The sequence below is a fragment of the Streptomyces sp. NPDC026538 genome, from assembly GCF_055567535.1.
Genome location: NZ_JBVHQG010000004.1, coordinates 375,475 through 393,946, shown reverse-complemented (window position 1 = coordinate 393,946; position 18,472 = coordinate 375,475). Strand labels below are relative to the sequence as shown.

The following is an 18,472-nucleotide window of genomic DNA, read 5'->3' as shown; positions in this document are numbered from 1 at the left end:
GCTTACTCGTCGGTACGAGAGGGCACTCTGCCCCGCCGCGGGCTTCGCGTCGAGAGCATCCGCTCCCGGACGCGCGGGCGGGGTGTGCCGCCGACCGGTCGCCGGCGTCTGTGCTGTTCCGCAGGTCCTCCGACCACTTTCTCAACTCCCGCACGTGCACGCCCCATTGACAGGCTTCTGGGCCCGCTCAATCATCAGACATCCGATGAATGGAGCCGCGCATGAGCATGTCTCCCCATCCAAGACGCCGGGTTCTGGGCGCCGCCGCGGGTGTCGCCGCCGCGGCCGCGCTGCCGCTCGCCGCGCCGACCCAGGCCCACGCCGCCGAGCCCGCCGAGGCTCGCGCCGCCGGGTCGGCCGACGCGGGTGCGGCGTCGCCATGGGTTCCCGTCCCCGCTCCGGTCCCCGTACCGCTCGACTCCCTCTACGACAACGACGGCATCGACACCGCCGACGGCCGGGGCGGTGACTTCGACGGCTCCGGCTATACGTTCCCGGGCGAGGAACTCCCGGCCGGCCGGGTCGAGGTCGACGGCATCCCCTTCGACTTCCCCGCCGCGACGGCGGGCGCCAAGAACAACGTTGTCGCGCTGGGGCAGCGCGTCGACCTGCCCAAGGGGCACTACCTGTCCGCCGTCTTCCTCACCGCCGGCAGCTACGGCACCGCCTCCGGCCGGGCCACCGTCCACTACGCCGACGGCACGACGACCACCGCCGGTCTGAGCGGCGGTGACTGGTACGCGGTGGGCGGCCCGTTGGCGGCGTCGTACCGCTACCAGCCGGACGGCGGCAAGGACCAGCACAGTGTCGGGATCGGCACCTCGGAGGTGTGGATCGACCCGCAGCGCGAGGCCGTCGCCCTCACCCTGCCGGTCACCAACCCGGCCGAGGCCGGCAAGACCGCCCTGCACGTCTTCGCACTCTCCCTCCAGCCCGTCGCCCAGGGGCGGGCGCTGGCCCTGCGCGACGCCCGCTCCACCGGGTCCCTGCTGGACGCGACCGGCGCCCAGAGCGTCGAGGCCACCGTCGTCAACGCCGGCACCGTCGCGATCCTGGCCCGCGACGCGGTGTCGGTACGCGTCGAGGTCCCCGGCGCCCGCACCGTCGAACCCGCCCGCATCCGCCGCCTCGACCCCGGCGAACAGGCACGCGTCCGCGTCGGCATCCGCAGTCGCACCGGCACCGCGCCCGGCACGGAGCAGGACGGCACGGTGAGCGTGCACGGGCGCGGCGGCCAAGTGGCTTCCAGTAGACGCTCGTTGACCCTCGGCACCGCCGACTACCAGCCCACCGAGACCTCGTTGGCCGGTCACCAGGCCCCGTACTGGTTCAACGAAGCCAAGTTCGGCATCTTCATCCACTGGGGCGTCTACTCGGTGCCCGCGTGGGCGCCCGTCGGGGTGCAGTACGCCGAGTGGTACTGGGACCAGATGCAGGACCCGAACAACCCCACCTACGCCTACCACCGGGACACCTACGGCGAGGACTTCGCCTACGACGACTTCATCCCGCGCTTCACCGCCGAGAAGTTCGACCCGCGGGCGTGGGTGGAGCTGTTCCGGGACGCCGGTGCCCAGTACCACGTACTGACCTCCAAGCACCACGAGGGCTTCGCGCTCTGGGACACCAAGGTCTCCGGCCGCAACGCCGTGCAGCTGGGCCCGAAACGGGACCTGGTCAAGGAGCTCTTCGAGGCGTCCCGACGGCACACCCCCGAACTCCACCGCGGCCTCTACTTCTCCATGCCCGAGTGGTTCAACCCCGACAACCCCTGGATGGGCCACGCCCCGCGCAACCCGTACACACTGGAGCCACTGCCCTACACCGGATACACCTCCGGCAAGGACTACGTACGGGACTTCCAGGCCCCGCAGATGCTCGAACTGATCCACGGCTACGACCCGGAGATCATCTGGTGCGACATCGGCGGCGCGAACGACAGCCTCCACGTCCTCGCCGAGTACTTCAACCACGCCAAGAACCGGGGCCGCCCGGTCGACGTGACCGTCAACGACCGGTCGGGCATCGGCTTCCACGACTTCACCACGCCCGAGTACACGACGTACGCCGACACGGTCGTCGCCAAGTGGGAGGCCAGCCGGGGCCTCGACCCGCGCAGCTACGGCTACAACCACGCGACCCCGGACGACGCCTACATGACCGCGGAGGAGGTCGTGCACAGCCTGGTCGACATCGTCTCCAAGAACGGCAACTTCCTGCTCGACATCGGCCCTCGCGCCGACGGCACCATCCCGGAGATCATGCAGACCCGGCTGCGGGAGACCGGCGCCTGGCTCGCGGTCAACGGAGAGGCGATCTACGGCACCACTTACTGGTCGCGCATGGGCCAGCTCGGCGAGGACCTGCGGTTCACGGTCCGCCCGGACGAGGCCTTCTACATCCACTCCCTGGCCCGGCCCGGCGCCAAGCTCACCGTCGAGGCACCCGTGCCGATCCGGGCCGGTGACAAGGTGACCATGCTCGGCCACCACCGGCCACTGACCTGGACCGTCGCAGGCGGAGCGCTGGTCATCGACGTGCCCGAGTCGGCCCGGCGGGCCGGACAGCACGTGTGGGTGTTCAAAGTGGAGTGGCAGGGGTGAGGTACGGAAGGGGCTGCCGCGGCTCCTCGGGGTCGCGGCAGCCCTGACCCCGCGGACACGGGCGCGGCGGTGGCGGGGGACGATCACGGCGGCCCGGGGCGCGGTCCGGCCGGCCGGGTTCGCGCTGGTCCGGCCGGCCGTCTAGGAGCGGACCGCGGCGGGTGCCGTGCTGCCCCGTGTCGTCAGCCGGGGCACCGGCACCCGCACCGCGCGGGCCGAGCCGCCGTCCAGCAGGGACGTCAGTTCGCGGGCCGCAACCCGGCCGAACTCGGCGCTGTCCCGGGAGAGCGCCGACAGCCACGGTGTGACCATGCGGCACAGCGCCGAGTCCTCCCAGGAGACCACCGAGACGTCGTCCGGGACCCTGTAGCCGAGTTCGGCGGCGGCCGCGACCCCGGCCACCGCCATCACGTCGTTGTCGTAGATCAGGGCCGTCGGGGGCGGGGTGGCACGCAGCACACGGCGGGTGACGGCCGCGCCCTCGGCGTCGGAGTAGTCGGTGGTGACCGAGCGGACCTCGGTCAGGCCCCGGCCGTCCGCCTCGGTGCGCAGGGTGCGGATCCGGCGCTGGGTGTGGGCGAGGCCGGGCAGGCCCGCGATGTGCACGATCCTGCGGTGGCCCAGTGCCGTCAGCTCGTCCACCACCGACGCCATCGCGGCCGCGTCGTCCGCCCAGACCGTCGACAGACCCGGGTGGCGTTCGTCGGGGGCGCCGCCTATCACCACCGCCGGCAGGCCCAGCTCGTCCAGCAGGTCGGGGCGGGGGTCGTCGGCACGCGGGTCCACCATCAGGACGCCGTCGACGCGGTGTTCCGCCCACCAGCGGCGGTACACCGCGCACTCGTCGGCCACGTCCTCCGCCATCTGGAAGAGCAGGCCGAGATGGCGTTCGGCGAGCACCTCCTGGATGCCGGAGACCAGTTGGAGGAAGAACGAGTCGACGCCCAGCGAGTGCGCGGGACGGGCGAGGACGAAGCCCACCGTGGCCGCGCCCTCGCCGGACAGCGCGCGGGCGGCGGTACTGGGCCGCCAGCCGAGCTGCTCGGCGACCCGGTGCACCCGGGCCCTGGTGGTCTCGGAGACCCCGGGGCGGCCGTTGAGCGCGAAGGAGACCGCGCTCTCGGAGACTCCGGACCGGCGCGCGATGTCCTTCATCGTCGGCCGGCGCGCGGGGATGCGTTTCTCCGCCAACTCAGTTCCTCATTCGGTCGGGGCCGTGATCCGCTAATGCGCTTGAGTTCGAACACCCTAAAGCGCATTAGCGATCGACCGCAATACGTTCGTAACACCTTGCTGAGCAGGGGCTTTGAGCCACTAATGACTTTAGCTCTGCCGAATCCATTGACGCGTCGCGGATACGGCGTGCAAGGTCTGGCGCGGCACCTTCGGCCACCCCCCGCTGCAAAGGAGCAACGGACCATGCGTATCTCCCGCAGAGCCCTCGCCCTCGCCGCTGCCGCCTTCCTCGCCCTGCCGCTGAGCGCCTGCGGTTCCGGGGAGGACGGCGGCGGTTCCACCGACGCCTCGGGCAAGGTGGAGGGCGACATCACGTTCCAGACGTGGAACCTGCGCGCGAACTTCAAGTCGTACTTCGAGGGCGTGATCGCGGACTTCGAGAAGAAGTACCCGGACACCCACGTCAAGTGGATCGACCAGCCCGCCGAGGGCTACGCCGACAAGATCAGCGCGGACGCGGCCGGCGGCACCCTGCCCGACGTCGTGAACGTCTCCCCGGACCTCGCCGCCCCGCTCGCCAAGGCGGGCCTCGCCCTCGACCTGGACAAGGCGGCCGCCAAGTACAAGCCCGAGTACCTGGACGGGGCCTGGGCCAGCCATGAGATACCGGGGATGAGCGGCACGTACGCGTTCCCGTGGTACCTGAACACCGGGCCGCTCTTCTACAACAAGGCCCTGTTCAAGCAGGCCGGACTCGATCCCGCGCAGCCGCCGAAGACCTACGACGACCTCTTCGCCGACGCCCTGAGGATGGCACAGAAGAGCGACGGCAAGGTCGCCACCCTCGCCAACGTCCCCACCATCGAGGACTTCGGCCGCTACGGCGTCGAGCTGATGGACAAGCAGGGCACCGGGTTCGCCTTCAACGACGCGAAAGGCGTCGAGATGCTCACCAAGTACAAGGAGTTGTACGACGCCAAGGCACTCGACCCGCAGGCGCTGACCGCGACCCCGGAGTCCTCCGGCAAGAAGTTCCTCACCGAGGCCGTCGCCATGAACCCCGGCAGCGCCCTCGACCTCGCCAACTTCCAGAAGCAGGCGCCGAACCTGTACAAGAACATCGGCATCACCGACCAGATCACCAGCACCGGGCACGTCAACATGTACGTGATGGGTGTGATGGTCAACTCCCGGACCAAGCACACGGCGGCCTCGGTCGCCTTCGCGCACTTCGTGACCGACGCGCACAACCAGATGTCCTTCGCCAAACAGGTCGCCATCTTCCCCAGCACCGCCGGCTCCCTCGACGACCCGTACTTCACCAAGGAGGACGGCACCGACGAGACCCGGGTGCGGATCGCCGCCGCCAAGTCACTGAAGACCGCGGTCAACTACACGCCGGTGCTGTTCAGCGACCAGATGAAGACCGCGCTGCGCAACGAGGTCGCCAAGGCCCTGCAGGGCAAGGAGAGCCCCAAGGCGGCCCTGGACAACGCTGTCAAGGCCTGCGACCAGCTGCTCCGGCAGCAGGGCTGAGCGGCGAGGCATGGCCGGCGTGTCCCGCGTGCGGCGCCAACTTCCCACCAGTCCCTGGCTGTTCGCGGCGCCCGGACTGCTGGTCATCGGCGCCTTCGTGCTCTATCCGTTCGTCTCGACGGTGGTCAACTCCTTCACCGACCGCCGCACCCTGATCCCCGGCCGGTTCGTCGGCCTCGCGAACTTCCGTGAACTGCTCCACGACGACATGTTCTGGACCGGCCTGCGCAACAGCACGCTGTACGTCCTCGTGGTCGTACCGGCCCTCGTCGTCCTGCCGCTGCTGCTCGCGCTGCTGGTGCAGAAGAACATCCCGGGCATCACCTTCTTCCGGTCCGCCTTCTACACCCCGGTCGTCGCCTCGATCGTCGTGGTCGGGCTCATCTGGGTCTGGCTCCTCGACGAACGCGGCCTGGTCAACTCCCTGCTGGAGACGGTCGGGATCGGCCGGATCGGCTTCCTCAGCGACCAGTGGCTGCTCCTGCTGAGCGCGATGGCGGTCACGGTCTGGAAGGGCCTCGGCTACTACATGATCATTTACCTGGCGGCGCTCGCCAACGTCCCGCGCGAACTGCACGAGGCCGCCGCCGTGGACGGCGCGGGGACGGTGCGCCGCTTCCTCTCCGTCACCGTGCCCGCCGTACGCTCCACGATGGTGCTGGTCGCCGCGCTCTCCTCGGTCGCCGCCTTCAAGGTGTTCTCCGAGGTGTACCTGATGGCCGGCCCGGACGGCGGGCCGGCCGGCGAGGACACCACCCTCGTGATGCTCGTCCAGCGGACCGGCACCGGACTGACCGGACGAGTCGGCTACGCCTCGGCGCTCTCCGTCGTCGTCTTCGTCGTCACCGTCGCGCTGATGCTGCTGGTGCTGCGCGCCGACCGGGGGGACCGCTCATGAGCGTCACCCGGGCCCGCCTCACCGACGAACACGGCCGCCGCATCCGCATCGGTGAGCTGGTCCTGCGCTACGCCCTGCTGCTGCTCGTGCTGGCGGTCACCGTCGGACCGTTCCTGTGGCAGCTGTCCACCTCGCTCAAGGGCCCGACCGAGGACATCTTCAGCTCACCCCCGAGCTTCCTGCCCGAGCATCCTACCCTTCACAACTACCAGCGGGTCGCCGACACCATCCCCGTCTGGGACTACGCCCTCAACTCACTGAAGGTGGCCGGCGCGGGCGTCGTCACCAACTGCGTCGGCTCGGCGCTCGCCGGATACGCCCTGGCCCGGCTGCGCTACCGGGGCCGCCGGATCGCCACCCTCGTCTTCATCCTGGCGATGCTCGTGCCGGTGGAGGGGATCATCATCGCCCAGTTCACCACCATGCGGGAACTCGGCCTCAACAACACCCTGATCGGCGTCGTGCTGCCCGGCTCGATCGGCGCCATGAACGTGCTGCTGATGCGCAACGCCTTCCTCAACCTGCCCTACGAGATCGAGGAGGCGGCCTACGTCGACGGCGCCGACGTCTGGCAGCGGTTCCTGCGGATCGCACTCCCGTCGGTCAAGGGCACCGTCGCCGTCGTCGCGATCTTCGCCTTCATGGGCGCCTGGGACGACTTCCTCTGGCCGCTGATCGTGCTCAGCGACCCCTCCAAGTTCACGCTCACCATCGGCCTCAACTACCTGCACGGCACCTTCGCCAACGACGAACGCCTCGTCGCCGCCGGCACCGTGATCGCCGTGGCCCCGCTCATCGCCCTGTTCGCCTGCCTCCAGCGGTACTTCTTTTGCGGGGTCGGCGAAGGCGCCGTCAAAGGCTGAACCCCCGTTCCCGCAAGGAGACAGCATGCCTCCGGCCGTGCGCTTCGGCGTCAACTACACCCCCAGCGAAGGGTGGTTCCACCACTGGCTCGACTTCGACCTGGACTCCGTGCGCGCCGACCTCGACTCGATCGCCGCCCTGGGACTCGACCACATCCGGGTCTTTCCGCTGTGGCCCTACTTCCAGCCCGACCGCACCCTGATCCGGCCGCGCGCGGTCGAACAGCTCGTCGCCCTCGCCGACGCGGCCGCCGAACGCGGTCTCGACGTCAACGTGGACGGTCTGCAGGGGCACTTGAGCAGCTTCGACTTCCTGCCGGCCTGGACCAGGACCTGGCACCGGCGCAACCTCTTCACCGACCCGGAGGTCGTGGCGGGGGAGGCCGCCTATCTCCGCACCCTGGCCGCCGCGCTCGCGGACCGGCCGAACTTCATCGGGATGACGATCGGCAACGAGGTCAACCAGTTCGCCACCGGCCCGCATCCGGATCCGGACCGGGCCACCGAGGCGGAGGCCGAGCGCTGGCTGGCCCGGCTGCTGGCCGCCTGCGCCGAGGCCGCCCCCGGCAAGCTGCACCTGCACGCCTCCTACGACGCCGCCTGGTACCAGGACGACCAGCCCTTCACCCCGGCCCACTCGGCCCGCCTCGGCGACCTCACCGCCGTGCACTCCTGGGTGTTCAACGGCACCGCACAGCGCCACGGCCGTACCGCCCCGCAGACCGAGCAGCACGCCGCGTACCTGGTGGAGCTGAGCAAGGCCTGGGCCGAGGATTCGCACCGGCCGGTATGGCTCCAGGAAGTGGGCGCGCCCGCGCCGCTGATCCCCGCCGAGCACGCGGCCGCGTTCACCGAGGCGACGCTCACCGCCGTACTGGACTGCCCCGACCTGTGGGGCGTCACCTGGTGGTGCTCGCACGACGTCAGCCGGAGCCTCGCCGACTTTCCCGAACTCGAGTACGGGCTCGGCCTGTTGACCAACGACCGCAAACCCAAGGACCTCGCGCACGCCCTCGCGGCCGCCGAGCCCAGGGCGGCGAAGGTACGCACCACGGCGCTCGTCGTGCCCTCCGACCCGGCCCGGCGCTCCCGGTGCGCTCCCGGCGGCCCCGTCTTCGACGCCTGGTTCCGTCTCGTCGCCGACGGCGCCCGCCCCACCACCGTCCTCGACACCCGCGCGGACGACCAGGACCATCTCGCCGCGCGCGGCATCACCGAGGTCGTCACTCCCGATCAGGTACTCCCCACCCCGCCAGGAGGCACCCGCTCGTGAACCCCAGCAGACGCACCGTCCTCATCGCCGCCACCGCGGCGGCCCTGGCCCGCTCACTGCCGGCGACGGCGGCGACCGAGGCGGCGGCCGTCACCCCGCCGTACGCCTCGTACTGGTACCCGGACACCTTCCCCGCCGGCAGCCCCGGCGCCGGTATCACCTGGCACAGCCTGAGGAACTGGACGGCGGCGGGCGACACGGACCTCGCCTTCAACGCCGCCTCCGTACCGCTCGCCGCCCGCTTCACCCCGACCCCTGCCAACACCACCGCCCGCTCCGGACAGGCCCGCGTCCAGGCCCTGGTGTCCTTCGGACCCACCTCGAGCAACCCCTCCCAGGGTTCGGCCACCGCCGACTACTACGCGCTCACCCACTGGTCCTACCTCGACGAACTGGTCTTCTGGGGCGGCTCGGCGGGGGAGGGGCTGATCCTCGCCCCGAACGCGCCGATCGTCGACGCCGCCCACCGGCACGGCGTGCCCGTCCTCGGCAACATCTTCCTGCCGCCCACCGCCTACGGCGGCCGGCTCCAATGGACCCGCGACCTGGTCCAGAAGGACGCCACCGGGCACTACCCGCTCGCCGCCCAGCTGGTCGCGGTGGCCGCCGCCTACGGCTTCGACGGCTGGTTCGTCAACGCCGAGACCGGCGGCGGCAACACCGCCCTCGGCACCGCCATGCTGGGTTTCATGACCGAGCTGAAGTCCCTCGCCGCCGCGCGGGGGCAGCGGGTCACCTGGTACGACGCGATGACCGTGAACGGCACGGTGAGCTGGCAGGGTGCCCTGAACAGCCAGAACCAGGCCTTCTTCCAGACCGCCGACGACATGTTCGTGGACTTCCGCTGGAGCGCCTCGACGCTCGCCTCGTCGGGCACCAAGGCGGTCCAACTCGGCCGGAGCCGCTACCAGTTGTGGGCCGGGGTGGATGTCGAGTCCAACGGGTCCAACACCTCCGTGAACTGGGACGCGATCGTGCCCGGCGGCTCGGCGCACGTCACCTCGATCGGCTTCTACCGGCCCGAGTGGACGCGCAACCACCTCCCCGCGAGCCGTACCCCCGGCGACTTCCACGCAGCCGACGACCGGTTCTGGACCGGGCGGTCACTGGACCCGTCCCGGCCCGACGGCGCGGATCCCTGGCGGGCCCCCGCCGTGTCCGTGGCGGACCGGTCGACGGTGTCGGCGGTGCCGTTCGCCAGCGTCTTCAACACCGGGCACGGGCTGCGCTGGTACGAGGACGGCGAGGTCGCCTCGGACACGGCCTGGAACCATCTCGGTCTGCAGGACCGGCTGCCGTCCCGGCGGTGGGCGGTCCGCACGGACGGCGCCAGACCGACCGTCACCTTCGACTTCTCCGCCGCCTGGCGGGGCGGCAGCAGCGTGCTGGTCGACGGCGACCTCGACCAGCCGGTGGTGCTGGACCTGTACGCGACCCGGCTGCCGATCACGGACCGGACGGTTGTCGAGCTGACCTGCCGGACCGACGCCGGGAGCGTGGACGTCGAGCTGGCCGTCGCCACCGCCGAGCCCGGCAGCGCCGGAGCGACACCGCCGTACACCTATCTGCCGGTGACCCTTGGCGACGGCTGGTCGACCACGATCGTCCCGCTCTCCGGCCTCTCCGGCACCGTCCACGCCCTCGGAGTCCGTCTGACCGCGACCGGCGGTCCCGTCCGGTGGCGGCTCGGCGCGGTCGCGGTACGGGACTCGGTCGGCGCCCCCGCCGCACCCGCCGATCCGCGGATCACCGCGGCCGACGGCGGAGACCTGCGGCTCGTCTGGGACGCGGCGCCCGGGGACATACGGCAGTACACCCTGCACCGGCTCCTGCCGGACGGCACCCGGCGTTTCCTCGGCGCCACCGGCCAGCGTGCCTTCTACCTGACCGGGCTCCAGCCGGAGCAGGGCGAGGCGACGGCACGGTTCGAAGTGCGTGCCGTAGGGGAGCTGTACACCTCGTCGGACCCCGTGACCGTCACGCACACCTGGTAACCGGTAACGAACAAACGGAGCACCCCACATGCATGACGACCGCAGCTTGGTTGAAGCCCGCCTCAGGCGCGTCCTCGACGAGCGCATCCGTCCCGCCGTGTACCCCGATTCCGTGCCGCTCGACGTCGCCGTGTGGCACGCGCCCGGCGAACCCGTGCCGGTCGCCGAAGGGCTCGCGGCCGAGCCCGGGCCGATCGAGGTGGGCGCCCGGTGGGGTGCTCCGTGGGGCACCAGCTGGTTCCGGGTGACCGGAACCGTTCCCGAGGAGTGGGCCGGGCGGACCGTGGAAGCCCTGCTCGACCTCGGATTCGACGAGAACATGCCCGGCTTCCAGTGCGAAGGCCTGGTCTACCGGCCCGACGGCACCCCGGTGAAGGGCCTCAACCCGCGCAACCAGTGGGTCCGGATCGGCGCCCCGGTGGCGGGCGGCGAGCAGGTACGGCTGCACATCGAGGCCGCCTCCAACCCCGTCATCCTCGACTACCACCCCTTCCGGCCCACCCGGCTGGGCGACAAGGACACCGCCGGGCACGAGCCGCAGTACACGCTCACCCGGATGGACCTCGCCGTCTTCGACGAGACCGTGTGGCAGCTGGTGATCGACCTGGAGGTGCTCGGCGAGCTGATGACCGAGCTGCCGGCGGACGCCCAGCGCCGCTGGGAGATCCTGCGCGCGGTCGAGCGGGCCCTGGACGCGATCGACCTCCAGGACGTCAACGGCACGGCGGAACAGGCACGTTCACGGCTCACCGACGTCCTGTCCGTCCCCGCCGCCCCCTCCGCGCACCGGATCAGCGCGGTCGGCCACGCGCACATCGACTCGGCCTGGCTGTGGCCGCTGCGCGAGACGGTCCGCAAGGTGGCCCGCACGACCGCCAACATGACCGCCCTGATCGAGGACGAGCCCGACTTCGTGTTCGCCATGTCCCAGGCCCAGCAGTGGGCGTGGGTGAAGGAGCACCGGCCCGAGGTGTGGGCGCGGGTGAAGAAGGCGGTCGCGGACGGCAGGTTCGTGCCGGCCGGCGGCATGTGGGTGGAGTCGGACACCAACATGCCGGGCTCGGAGGCGATGGCCCGTCAGTTCGTGCACGGCAAACGGTTCTTCCTCGACGAGTTCGGGATCGAGAACGACGAGGCCTGGCTGCCGGACACCTTCGGCTTCGCGGCCGGGCTCCCGCAGATCATCAGGGCGGCGGGCTCCACCCGGCTCCTCACCCAGAAGATCTCCTGGTCCCAGACGAACAAGTTCCCGCACCACACCTTCCAGTGGGAAGGCATCGACGGCACCCGGATCTTCACCCACTTCCCGCCCGTCGACACCTACAACTGCTCCATGAAGGGCAGCGAACTCGCGCACGCGGCCCGCAACTTCAAGGACAAGGGCCGGGCCCGGCACTCCCTCGCGCCGACCGGCTGGGGCGACGGCGGCGGGGGCACGACCCGCGAGATGGTCGCCAAGGCGGCCCGGGTACGGGACCTGGAGGGCGCGCCGACGGTCGTCTGGGAGACCCCGCAGGAGTTCTTCGAGAAGGCGGAGGCCGAATACCCGGACCCGCCCGTCTGGGTGGGCGAGCTCTACCTCGAACTCCACCGCGCCACCCTCACCAGCCAGGCCAGGACCAAACAGGGCAACCGGCGCAGCGAACACCTCCTGAGGGAGGCCGAGCTGTGGGCCGCGACGGCCGCCGTCCGCACCGGATTCCGCTACCCCTATGAGGACTTGGACCGGATCTGGAAGACGGTCCTGCTCCACCAGTTCCACGACATCCTGCCGGGTTCGTCCATCGCCTGGGTGCACCGCGAGGCCCGGGCGACGTATCAGCGGGTCGCCGCCGAACTCGACGAGATCATCGACGCGGCCCAGCGGGCCCTGGCGGGGGAGGGCGACCGGCCCCTCCTGTTCAACGCGGCGCCGCACAGCAGGAACGGCGTACCGGCCGGGGGCGCCGGCGAGGAGACGCCGCCAGGGGAGGTGACGGTCTCGGAGCGCCCCGAGGGCGGCCGGATCCTCTCCAACGGCCTGCTCCGGATCGAGATCGACGCCCGGGGCCTGGTCGTGTCCGCGTACGACGGCACGGCCGACCGCGAGACCATCGCCCCCGGTACGGCCGCCAACCTGCTCCAACTCCACCCGGACTTCCCGAACATGTGGGACGCCTGGGACGTCGACGCCTTCTACCGCAACGCGGTCACGGACCTCACCGACACCGACGAGCTGACGGCCGGCGAGGACGGCCGCTCGGTCCGGATCACCCGGTCCTTCGGCTCCTCCCGCGTCACCCAGGTGCTGTCACTGTCGCCGGGCGAGCGCCGCCTGCTGATCGACACGGAGGTGGACTGGCACGAGACGGAGAAGTTCCTGAAGCTGGCCTTCCCGCTGGACCTGCACGCCGAACGCTATGCGTCCGAGACCCAGTACGGCCACTTCCACCGTCCGACCCACACCAACACCTCATGGGAGGCGGCGAAGTTCGAGGCCTGCAACCACCGCTTCATCCACCTGGACGAGCCGGGTTGGGGCGTGGCGATCGTCAACGACTCGACGTACGGCCACGACGTGACCCGCGCGGTCCGCACGGACGGCGACCGGGGTACGACGACCACGGTCCGCGTCTCCCTGCTGCGGGCCCCGCGCTTCCCCGACCCCGAGACCGACCAGGGCGTCCACCGCTTCCGGCACGCACTGGTACCGGGCGCGGGAATCGCGGACGCGGTACGGGAGGGCTGGGTGATCAACCTGCCGGAGCGCCGGGTGACGGGTGCGCGGGAGGCGGCTCCGCTGGTCACGGTCGACAACGACGCCGTGGTCGTCACCGCCGTGAAGCTGGCCGACGACGGCAGCGGCGACGTGGTGGTCCGCTTCCACGAGGCCCATGGCGGCCGGGCGCACGCGACACTGTCGACGGACTTCGAGGCCACGGGGGTCACGGCGACGGACCTGCTGGAGCGGCCCCTGGCCGATACCCCCGCACCGAGCCTGGACGGGGCCGAAGTGGCCCTGCGCCTCCGCCCGTTCGAGCTGAGGACACTTCGCTTCAGCAGGGCGTGACCCACCACGTCCCGGCCGGAACACCGCCGGACGCCCCCGCCGCGCACGGAACCCCGCGTCATGCGCGCGGTGGGGGCACCGGCGCCCCCGCCCGGCCGTCCCGCGTGACGGCGATGGGACGCACGCTGCCGTCACGCAGCACCCGGACCCGGGCACGGCGGCTCGCCTCGTAGGCATGGTGGTGGGCCTGGGGGAAGTGCATGCTGTGGAGGTCGCCGCCGGGCAGGAAACGGATCAGCCAGCCGACCGACTCAGCGCCCTCGGCGGCGGCCGCGGCCGTCGTCAGGTTCGAGGTCCCGTTCGTAGACGATCGCGATGAGGTGAGCAGCAGCGGGTTGGCGGCCAGGGCCTGTAGCCGGCCGTTCGCGGACAGGGCCCGGACCAGGCCGCCACGGCGGCGGTCGTCGGGGCCGAACCAGTTGGAGACGAACGTCTCTATCTGCGGCCACTCGAAGTCCAGCGCCTCCAGGACCTGGAACTGCTGCAGGCCGCCCCGCCGGCCCTGCCGGTGAAACCCCTTTGTCCCTAAGTCGGTTGTGGACTCCCGCCACAACGGGCCCGGCGGATCGGCGGATCCTGCCTCAGGCACCCAACTGCGCCCGCAACCACTCCTCCACCTCGCCCACATGCGCCGCCGCAGCGGCCCTCGCCGCCTCCGGATCCCGGGAGACGAGGGCCCGGTGGATCGCGGCGTGCTCGCGGCGCGTCCTCGCGAACGCCCCCTCCTCCTGGAAGCCCCGCCACACCCGGGCCCGGAACGTCCGTGACGACAGTCCCTCCAGGATCGCCGCCATCGTGTCGTTCCCCGCCGCTCCCGCGATCACCCGGTGGAATGCGAGGTCGTGCGCGAGGATCTCCTCCGGGTCGTCCGTCGCGTTCATCGCCGTCAGATGCTTCTCCACCTCGGCCAGCTGGTCGGCCGTGATCCGCGCGGCGGCCAGTGCGGTCGCCGTCGACTCCAGGACCCGCCGTACTTCCAGCAGCTCCACCAGTTGCGGTCCACGTGACAGATCGGCGACCACACCGAACGTCTCCAGCAGGTCACCCGCCTCCAGCTGGGTGACGTAGATGCCGGAGCCGTGCCGGGCCTCCAGGACGCCCAGAACCGTCAGCGCGCGGATCGCCTCGCGCATCGAGCTGCGGGACATGCCCAGCTGTGCGGCGAGATCCCGTTCCGTCGGCAGTCGCTGGCCCGGCTCCAGGCGCCCCTCCCCGATCATCGCCTTGATGCGCTCGATGGCGCGCTGCGTCACCGTGCCCTTCTGCGGGGCTGTCTCGTCCACACCGCTCCTCCGTTCGCCGGTGCGCCGCAGTCTAACCAGCGATGTGGTCCGACCACTACGGCTCTTTTCGCGGAAAAACGCGTCCGCAGGGTGTTGACGGCGCCGAGTGGTCTGATAAGTATGCGGGCATCTGCTCGAACACGCTCGATGAGGAGCTGCCAGATGCCCGGCAGAACACTGAGGAAGTGGAACAGGTCCCGGATCATCGGCGCGACGGCCGTGGCCGTCGGCGCCTCGCTCGCACTCGCCGCGTGCGGCAGCACGAAGGACACCGGCAGCGGCAGCGCCGGAGGCGGCGGCACCGGCAAGGTCGGGGTGATCCTGCCCCTGCTGACCTCGCCGTTCTGGCAGTCGTACAACGACTACGTACCCAAGATGGCGAAGTCGGAAGGCGTCGAGGCGCTGAAGACGGTCAACTCCAACAGTGACCCCTCGCAGCAGATCACCGACATCAACAACGAGCTGAACCAGGGTGTGAAGGGGCTGGTCGTCGCCCCGCTGGACAGCGCGGCCATCGAGGCGGGTCTCGACCAGGCCGAGCGCAAGGGCGTGCCGGTGGTCGCCGTGGACGTGGCGCCCGACAAGGGCAAGGTCGCCATGGTGGTGCGCGCCGACAACGTCGCGTACGGCACCAAGGCCTGCGACTACCTCGGCTCGCATGTCACCAGCGGCAAGGTCGTCCAGATCATGGGCGACCTTGCCTCGGTCAACGGCCGGGACCGCTCCGAGGCGTTCCGGGACTGCGTGAAGAAGAAGTACCCGAAGCTCAAGGTGCTGGAGATCCCCGCCAAGTGGGAGTCCGACACCGCCGCGTCCAAGCTGGACACGCTCCTCAACGCCAATCCCGACATCAAGGGCATCTACATGCAGGCCGGCGGTGTCTACCTCGCGCCGACCCTGCAGACCCTGAAGTCCAAGGGCATGCTCAAGACGGCCGGACAGAGCGGGCACATAGTGATCGTCTCCAACGACGGCATCCCGCAGGAGTTCGACGCGATCCGCAAGGGCCAGATCGACGCCACCGTCTCCCAGCCGGCCGACGCCTACGCCAAGTACGGCATGTACTACATCAAGGCGGCGATGGAGGGGAAGACGTTCAAGCCGGGTCCGACCGACCACGACTCCACGATCGTCAAGCTGCCCGGCGGCATCCTGGAGGACCAGCTCCCCGCGCCCCTGGTCACCAAGGACAACGTGGACGACCCGAATCTGTGGGGCAACACGGTCAAATGAGCACGCCACTTGTTGAGGCCCGGGACATCGTCAAGCGGTACGGCCCCACCGTCGCCCTCGCCGACGGCCGGCTCACCGTGCTGCCCGGCGAGTCCCACGCCCTCGTCGGCCGCAACGGCGCCGGCAAGTCCACCCTGGTCGGCGTCCTCACCGGCCTCCAGGCCCCGGACGGGGGCACGGTCCGCTTCGACGGCGAGCCCGCGCCCCCGCTCACCGACCGGGACGCCTGGCGGAGCAAGGTCGCCTGCGTCTACCAGAAGCCCACGGTCGTACCGGAGCTGACGGTCGCCGAGAACCTGTTCATCAACCGGCAGCCACTGCGCCGCGGTCTCATCAGCTGGCGGCGGCTGCGGAGCGAGGCGACCGCCCTGCTCGACACCTGGGACGTCCATGTCGACCCCGAGGCCCGTACCGCCGACCTCAAGGTCGAGGACCGTCAAATGGTCGAGATCGCCAGGGCGTTGAGCTTCGGCGCCCGGTTCATCGTGCTCGACGAACCGACCGCCCAGCTCGACAACCGGGAGATCGAACGGCTGTTCAGCCGGATGCGGGCGCTCCAGGACTCGGGCGTGACCTTCCTGTTCATCTCGCACCATCTCCAGGAGGTCTACGAGGTCTGCCAGACGGTCACGGTGCTCCGTGACGCCCGCTGGATCACGACCGCGCCCGTCGCCGAACTCCCGCGTCGGGCCCTGGTGGAGGCCATGGCGGGGGAGTCGATCGCCGAGCAGGACCACAGCCGCGACGCGGTGGCGGACGGATCCCCGGTCGTGCTGGACGCGCGGGGGCTGACCTCGCCGACGTACCGGGACATCGACCTCACCGTGCGCCGGGGCGAGGTCGTCGGGATCGCCGGATCCAGCGGCAGCGGCAAGATCGAGCTGGCGGAGTCCTTCGCCGGGCTGTACACGCCGACCGGAGGAGCCGCACAACTCGGCGGCGAGCGGCTGCCGTTCGGCGATGTGCAGGCCGCACTGAAGGCCGGTGTCGGCTGTGTGCCGCGCGACCGGCACGGGCAGGGCCTGGTCTTCGGGATGAGCATCGGAGACAACGCCACCATGAGCGTCCTCGACCGGCTCGGCCGCTTCGGTTTCGTCGCCGGCGACCGCAAGCGACGCTTCGCCGACGAGCTGATCGAGCGCCTCGACATCCATGCCGAGGGTCCCGAGCAGCCCGTCTCCGACCTGTCCGGCGGCAACGCGCAGAAGGTCGTCATGGCCCGCGCCCTCGCCTCCGACCCCCGGCTGCTCGTGCTCATCAACCCGACCGCGGGCGTCGACGTGAAGTCCAAGGAGTCGTTGCTCGCCCGCATGGACAACGCCCGCGAGGACGGCACCGCCGTACTGGTCGTCTCCGACGAACTCGACGACCTGCGCCGCTGCGACCGGGTCCTCGTCCTCTTCCACGGCCGCGTCGTCGCCGAGCACCCGGCGGGCTGGCGCGACCATGAGCTGATCGCCTCCATAGAAGGAGTGGACTCCATGCCCGCAGGAGCTGGCTCCCCGGCCGAAGGAGCGGACCATGGCTGACACGAAGGCCCCGTCGGCCTCGACCGCCGGCCCCGTACGCGTCCCCGACGCCCGTGCCGCCAAGACCGTGCTGCTCCGCAGGGTCCGTGAACTCGCCCTCGTACCCGCGCTGCTGGTGCTGCTGGTGCTCGGCGCGATCGTCAACGACTCGTTCCTCACCGAACGGAACCTGATCTCCATCCTGGGCGCCTCGGCGGCGCTTGCCATGGTGGTGCTCGCCGAGTCGCTGATCCTGATCACCGGCAAGATCGACCTGTCCCTGGAGTCGGTGGTCGGCATCGCCCCCGCCGTCGGCGCCCTGCTGGTGCTGCCCACCGCGGAGTCCGGCTGGGGCACCGGGTGGCCGGCCGGGCTCGCGCTGCTCGCCGTCCTCGTCGTCGGCGGCGTCATCGGCGCCTTCAACGGCGTCCTGGTGGTGAAGTTCAAGCTCAACGCCTTCATCGTCACCCTCGCGATGCTGATCGTGCTGCGCGGGCTGCTCGTCGGCGCCACCAAGGGCAAGACGCTGTTCGGCATGCCCGACGCGTTCTTCTCCCTGGCCACCTCCACCTTCCTGCGGGTCCCGCTGTCGGTGTGGCTGGCCGCAGTCGCCTTCGGCGTGGCCGGGCTGATCCTCAGGTACCACCGGGTCGGCCGCGCCCTGTACGCCATCGGCGGCAACGCGGAGGCGGCCCGCGCGGCCGGTATCCGCGTCGACCGGGTGGTGCTGGGCGTCTCCGTCGTCGCGGGCGTCCTCGCCTCCGTCGGCGGGATCATGCAGACCGGTTACGTCGGCGCGATCAGCGCCAACCAGGGCAACAACATGATCTTCACGGTGATGGCGGCGGCGGTCATCGGCGGCATCAGCCTGGACGGCGGCAAGGGCACCATGTTCGGCGCCCTGACCGGCGTGCTCCTGCTGGGTGTCGTACAGAACCTGCTCACCCTGGCACAGGTCCCCTCGTTCTGGATCCAGGCCATCTACGGCGGCATCATCCTCGTCGCTCTCATGATCGCCCGTGTCACCACGGGACGGGCGCAGGACTGAGCGGCCCG

At 70.7% G+C, this 18,472-nt stretch carries 13 protein-coding genes; 10 read left to right on the top strand and 3 right to left on the bottom strand.

Translation table 11 applies throughout. The features are described 5' to 3' along the window. The first annotated feature begins 227 nt into the window (after nt 1–227). On the top strand, nt 228–2,603 hold the full coding sequence (locus tag ACZ4N4_RS18840) for an alpha-L-fucosidase (protein ID WP_467590641.1): 2,376 nt from the start codon (nt 228–230) through the stop codon (nt 2,601–2,603). 141 nt (nt 2,604–2,744) lie between these two features. On the opposite strand, the gene ACZ4N4_RS18835 is transcribed toward ACZ4N4_RS18840, so the two are convergent. Then, on the bottom strand, nt 2,745–3,794 hold the full coding sequence (locus tag ACZ4N4_RS18835; protein WP_467589945.1) for a LacI family DNA-binding transcriptional regulator: 1,050 nt from the start codon (nt 3,792–3,794) through the stop codon (nt 2,745–2,747). A 228-nt stretch (nt 3,795–4,022) separates the two neighbouring features. On the opposite strand from ACZ4N4_RS18835, the gene ACZ4N4_RS18830 reads away from it, so the two are divergent. Genes ACZ4N4_RS18830 through ACZ4N4_RS18805 form a run of 6 tightly spaced genes read left to right on the top strand, consistent with a single transcriptional unit; the run spans nt 4,023 to nt 13,392 of the window. Further along, nucleotides 4,023–5,315 (top strand): ABC transporter substrate-binding protein, encoded by a 1,293-nt coding sequence (locus ACZ4N4_RS18830; protein WP_467589942.1) that lies wholly within the window; start codon nt 4,023–4,025, stop codon nt 5,313–5,315. A gap of 10 nt (nt 5,316–5,325) precedes the next feature. Further along, a complete protein-coding gene (locus ACZ4N4_RS18825; protein ID WP_467589939.1) occupies nt 5,326–6,213 on the top strand; it encodes a carbohydrate ABC transporter permease in 888 nt (295 codons plus the stop codon). Continuing rightward, nucleotides 6,210–7,076, top strand: coding sequence for a carbohydrate ABC transporter permease (locus ACZ4N4_RS18820; protein WP_467589936.1), 867 nt, complete (start codon nt 6,210–6,212; stop codon nt 7,074–7,076). The genes ACZ4N4_RS18825 and ACZ4N4_RS18820 overlap by 4 nt, the downstream gene beginning before the upstream one ends. Nucleotides 7,077–7,101: 25 nt before the next feature. Continuing rightward, nucleotides 7,102–8,349, top strand: a complete 1,248-nt coding sequence (locus tag ACZ4N4_RS18815; protein ID WP_467589933.1) for a glycoside hydrolase 5 family protein — start codon at nt 7,102–7,104, stop codon at nt 8,347–8,349. After that, nucleotides 8,346–10,343 (top strand): endo-beta-N-acetylglucosaminidase, encoded by a 1,998-nt coding sequence (locus tag ACZ4N4_RS18810; RefSeq protein WP_467589931.1) that lies wholly within the window; start codon nt 8,346–8,348, stop codon nt 10,341–10,343. Before ACZ4N4_RS18815 ends, ACZ4N4_RS18810 begins: the two co-directional genes overlap by 4 nt. 28 nt (nt 10,344–10,371) lie before the next feature. Further along, complete coding sequence (locus tag ACZ4N4_RS18805; RefSeq protein WP_467589928.1) at nt 10,372–13,392, top strand: alpha-mannosidase; 3,021 nt, start codon at nt 10,372–10,374, stop codon at nt 13,390–13,392. Between the two features lie 58 nt (nt 13,393–13,450). Here the strand turns inward: ACZ4N4_RS18805 and ACZ4N4_RS18800 are convergent, their stop codons facing one another. Next, nucleotides 13,451–13,981 (bottom strand): hypothetical protein, encoded by a 531-nt coding sequence (locus tag ACZ4N4_RS18800; protein ID WP_467589927.1) that lies wholly within the window; start codon nt 13,979–13,981, stop codon nt 13,451–13,453. Further along, nucleotides 13,974–14,675: a FadR/GntR family transcriptional regulator gene (locus ACZ4N4_RS18795; RefSeq protein WP_467589924.1), complete on the bottom strand. Its 702-nt coding sequence runs from the start codon at nt 14,673–14,675 to the stop codon at nt 13,974–13,976. The genes ACZ4N4_RS18800 and ACZ4N4_RS18795 overlap by 8 nt, the downstream gene beginning before the upstream one ends. Nucleotides 14,676–14,837: 162 nt before the next feature. Between ACZ4N4_RS18795 and ACZ4N4_RS18790 the strand changes: the two genes are divergently transcribed. The 3 genes from ACZ4N4_RS18790 to ACZ4N4_RS18780 are packed head-to-tail and all read left to right on the top strand — an operon-like array spanning nt 14,838 to nt 18,464. After that, nucleotides 14,838–15,908, top strand: a complete 1,071-nt coding sequence (locus ACZ4N4_RS18790; protein ID WP_467589921.1) for a sugar ABC transporter substrate-binding protein — start codon at nt 14,838–14,840, stop codon at nt 15,906–15,908. Then, nucleotides 15,905–17,437 carry a sugar ABC transporter ATP-binding protein gene (locus ACZ4N4_RS18785; protein ID WP_467589918.1) on the top strand — a complete coding sequence of 511 codons (1,533 nt, stop codon included), beginning with the start codon at nt 15,905–15,907 and terminating at the stop codon, nt 17,435–17,437. Before ACZ4N4_RS18790 ends, ACZ4N4_RS18785 begins: the two co-directional genes overlap by 4 nt. Further along, nucleotides 17,430–18,464 (top strand): ABC transporter permease, encoded by a 1,035-nt coding sequence (locus ACZ4N4_RS18780; protein WP_467589915.1) that lies wholly within the window; start codon nt 17,430–17,432, stop codon nt 18,462–18,464. The genes ACZ4N4_RS18785 and ACZ4N4_RS18780 overlap by 8 nt, the downstream gene beginning before the upstream one ends. Nucleotides 18,465–18,472: the final 8 nt, after the last annotated feature.

What these genes read in the sequence shown, in the direction of transcription:
- ACZ4N4_RS18785 (WP_467589918.1), top strand. Translation starts at nt 15,905, where the DNA reads ATGAGCACGCCACTTGTTGAGGCCCGGGACATCGTCAAGCGGTACGGC.
- ACZ4N4_RS18805 (WP_467589928.1), top strand. Translation starts at nt 10,372, where the DNA reads ATGCATGACGACCGCAGCTTGGTTGAAGCCCGCCTCAGGCGCGTCCTC.
- ACZ4N4_RS18840 (WP_467590641.1), top strand. Translation starts at nt 228, where the DNA reads ATGTCTCCCCATCCAAGACGCCGGGTTCTGGGCGCCGCCGCGGGTGTC.
- ACZ4N4_RS18830 (WP_467589942.1), top strand. Translation starts at nt 4,023, where the DNA reads ATGCGTATCTCCCGCAGAGCCCTCGCCCTCGCCGCTGCCGCCTTCCTC.
- ACZ4N4_RS18815 (WP_467589933.1), top strand. Translation starts at nt 7,102, where the DNA reads ATGCCTCCGGCCGTGCGCTTCGGCGTCAACTACACCCCCAGCGAAGGG.
- ACZ4N4_RS18780 (WP_467589915.1), top strand. Translation starts at nt 17,430, where the DNA reads ATGGCTGACACGAAGGCCCCGTCGGCCTCGACCGCCGGCCCCGTACGC.
- ACZ4N4_RS18825 (WP_467589939.1), top strand. Translation starts at nt 5,326, where the DNA reads ATGGCCGGCGTGTCCCGCGTGCGGCGCCAACTTCCCACCAGTCCCTGG.
- ACZ4N4_RS18820 (WP_467589936.1), top strand. Translation starts at nt 6,210, where the DNA reads ATGAGCGTCACCCGGGCCCGCCTCACCGACGAACACGGCCGCCGCATC.
- ACZ4N4_RS18790 (WP_467589921.1), top strand. Translation starts at nt 14,838, where the DNA reads ATGCCCGGCAGAACACTGAGGAAGTGGAACAGGTCCCGGATCATCGGC.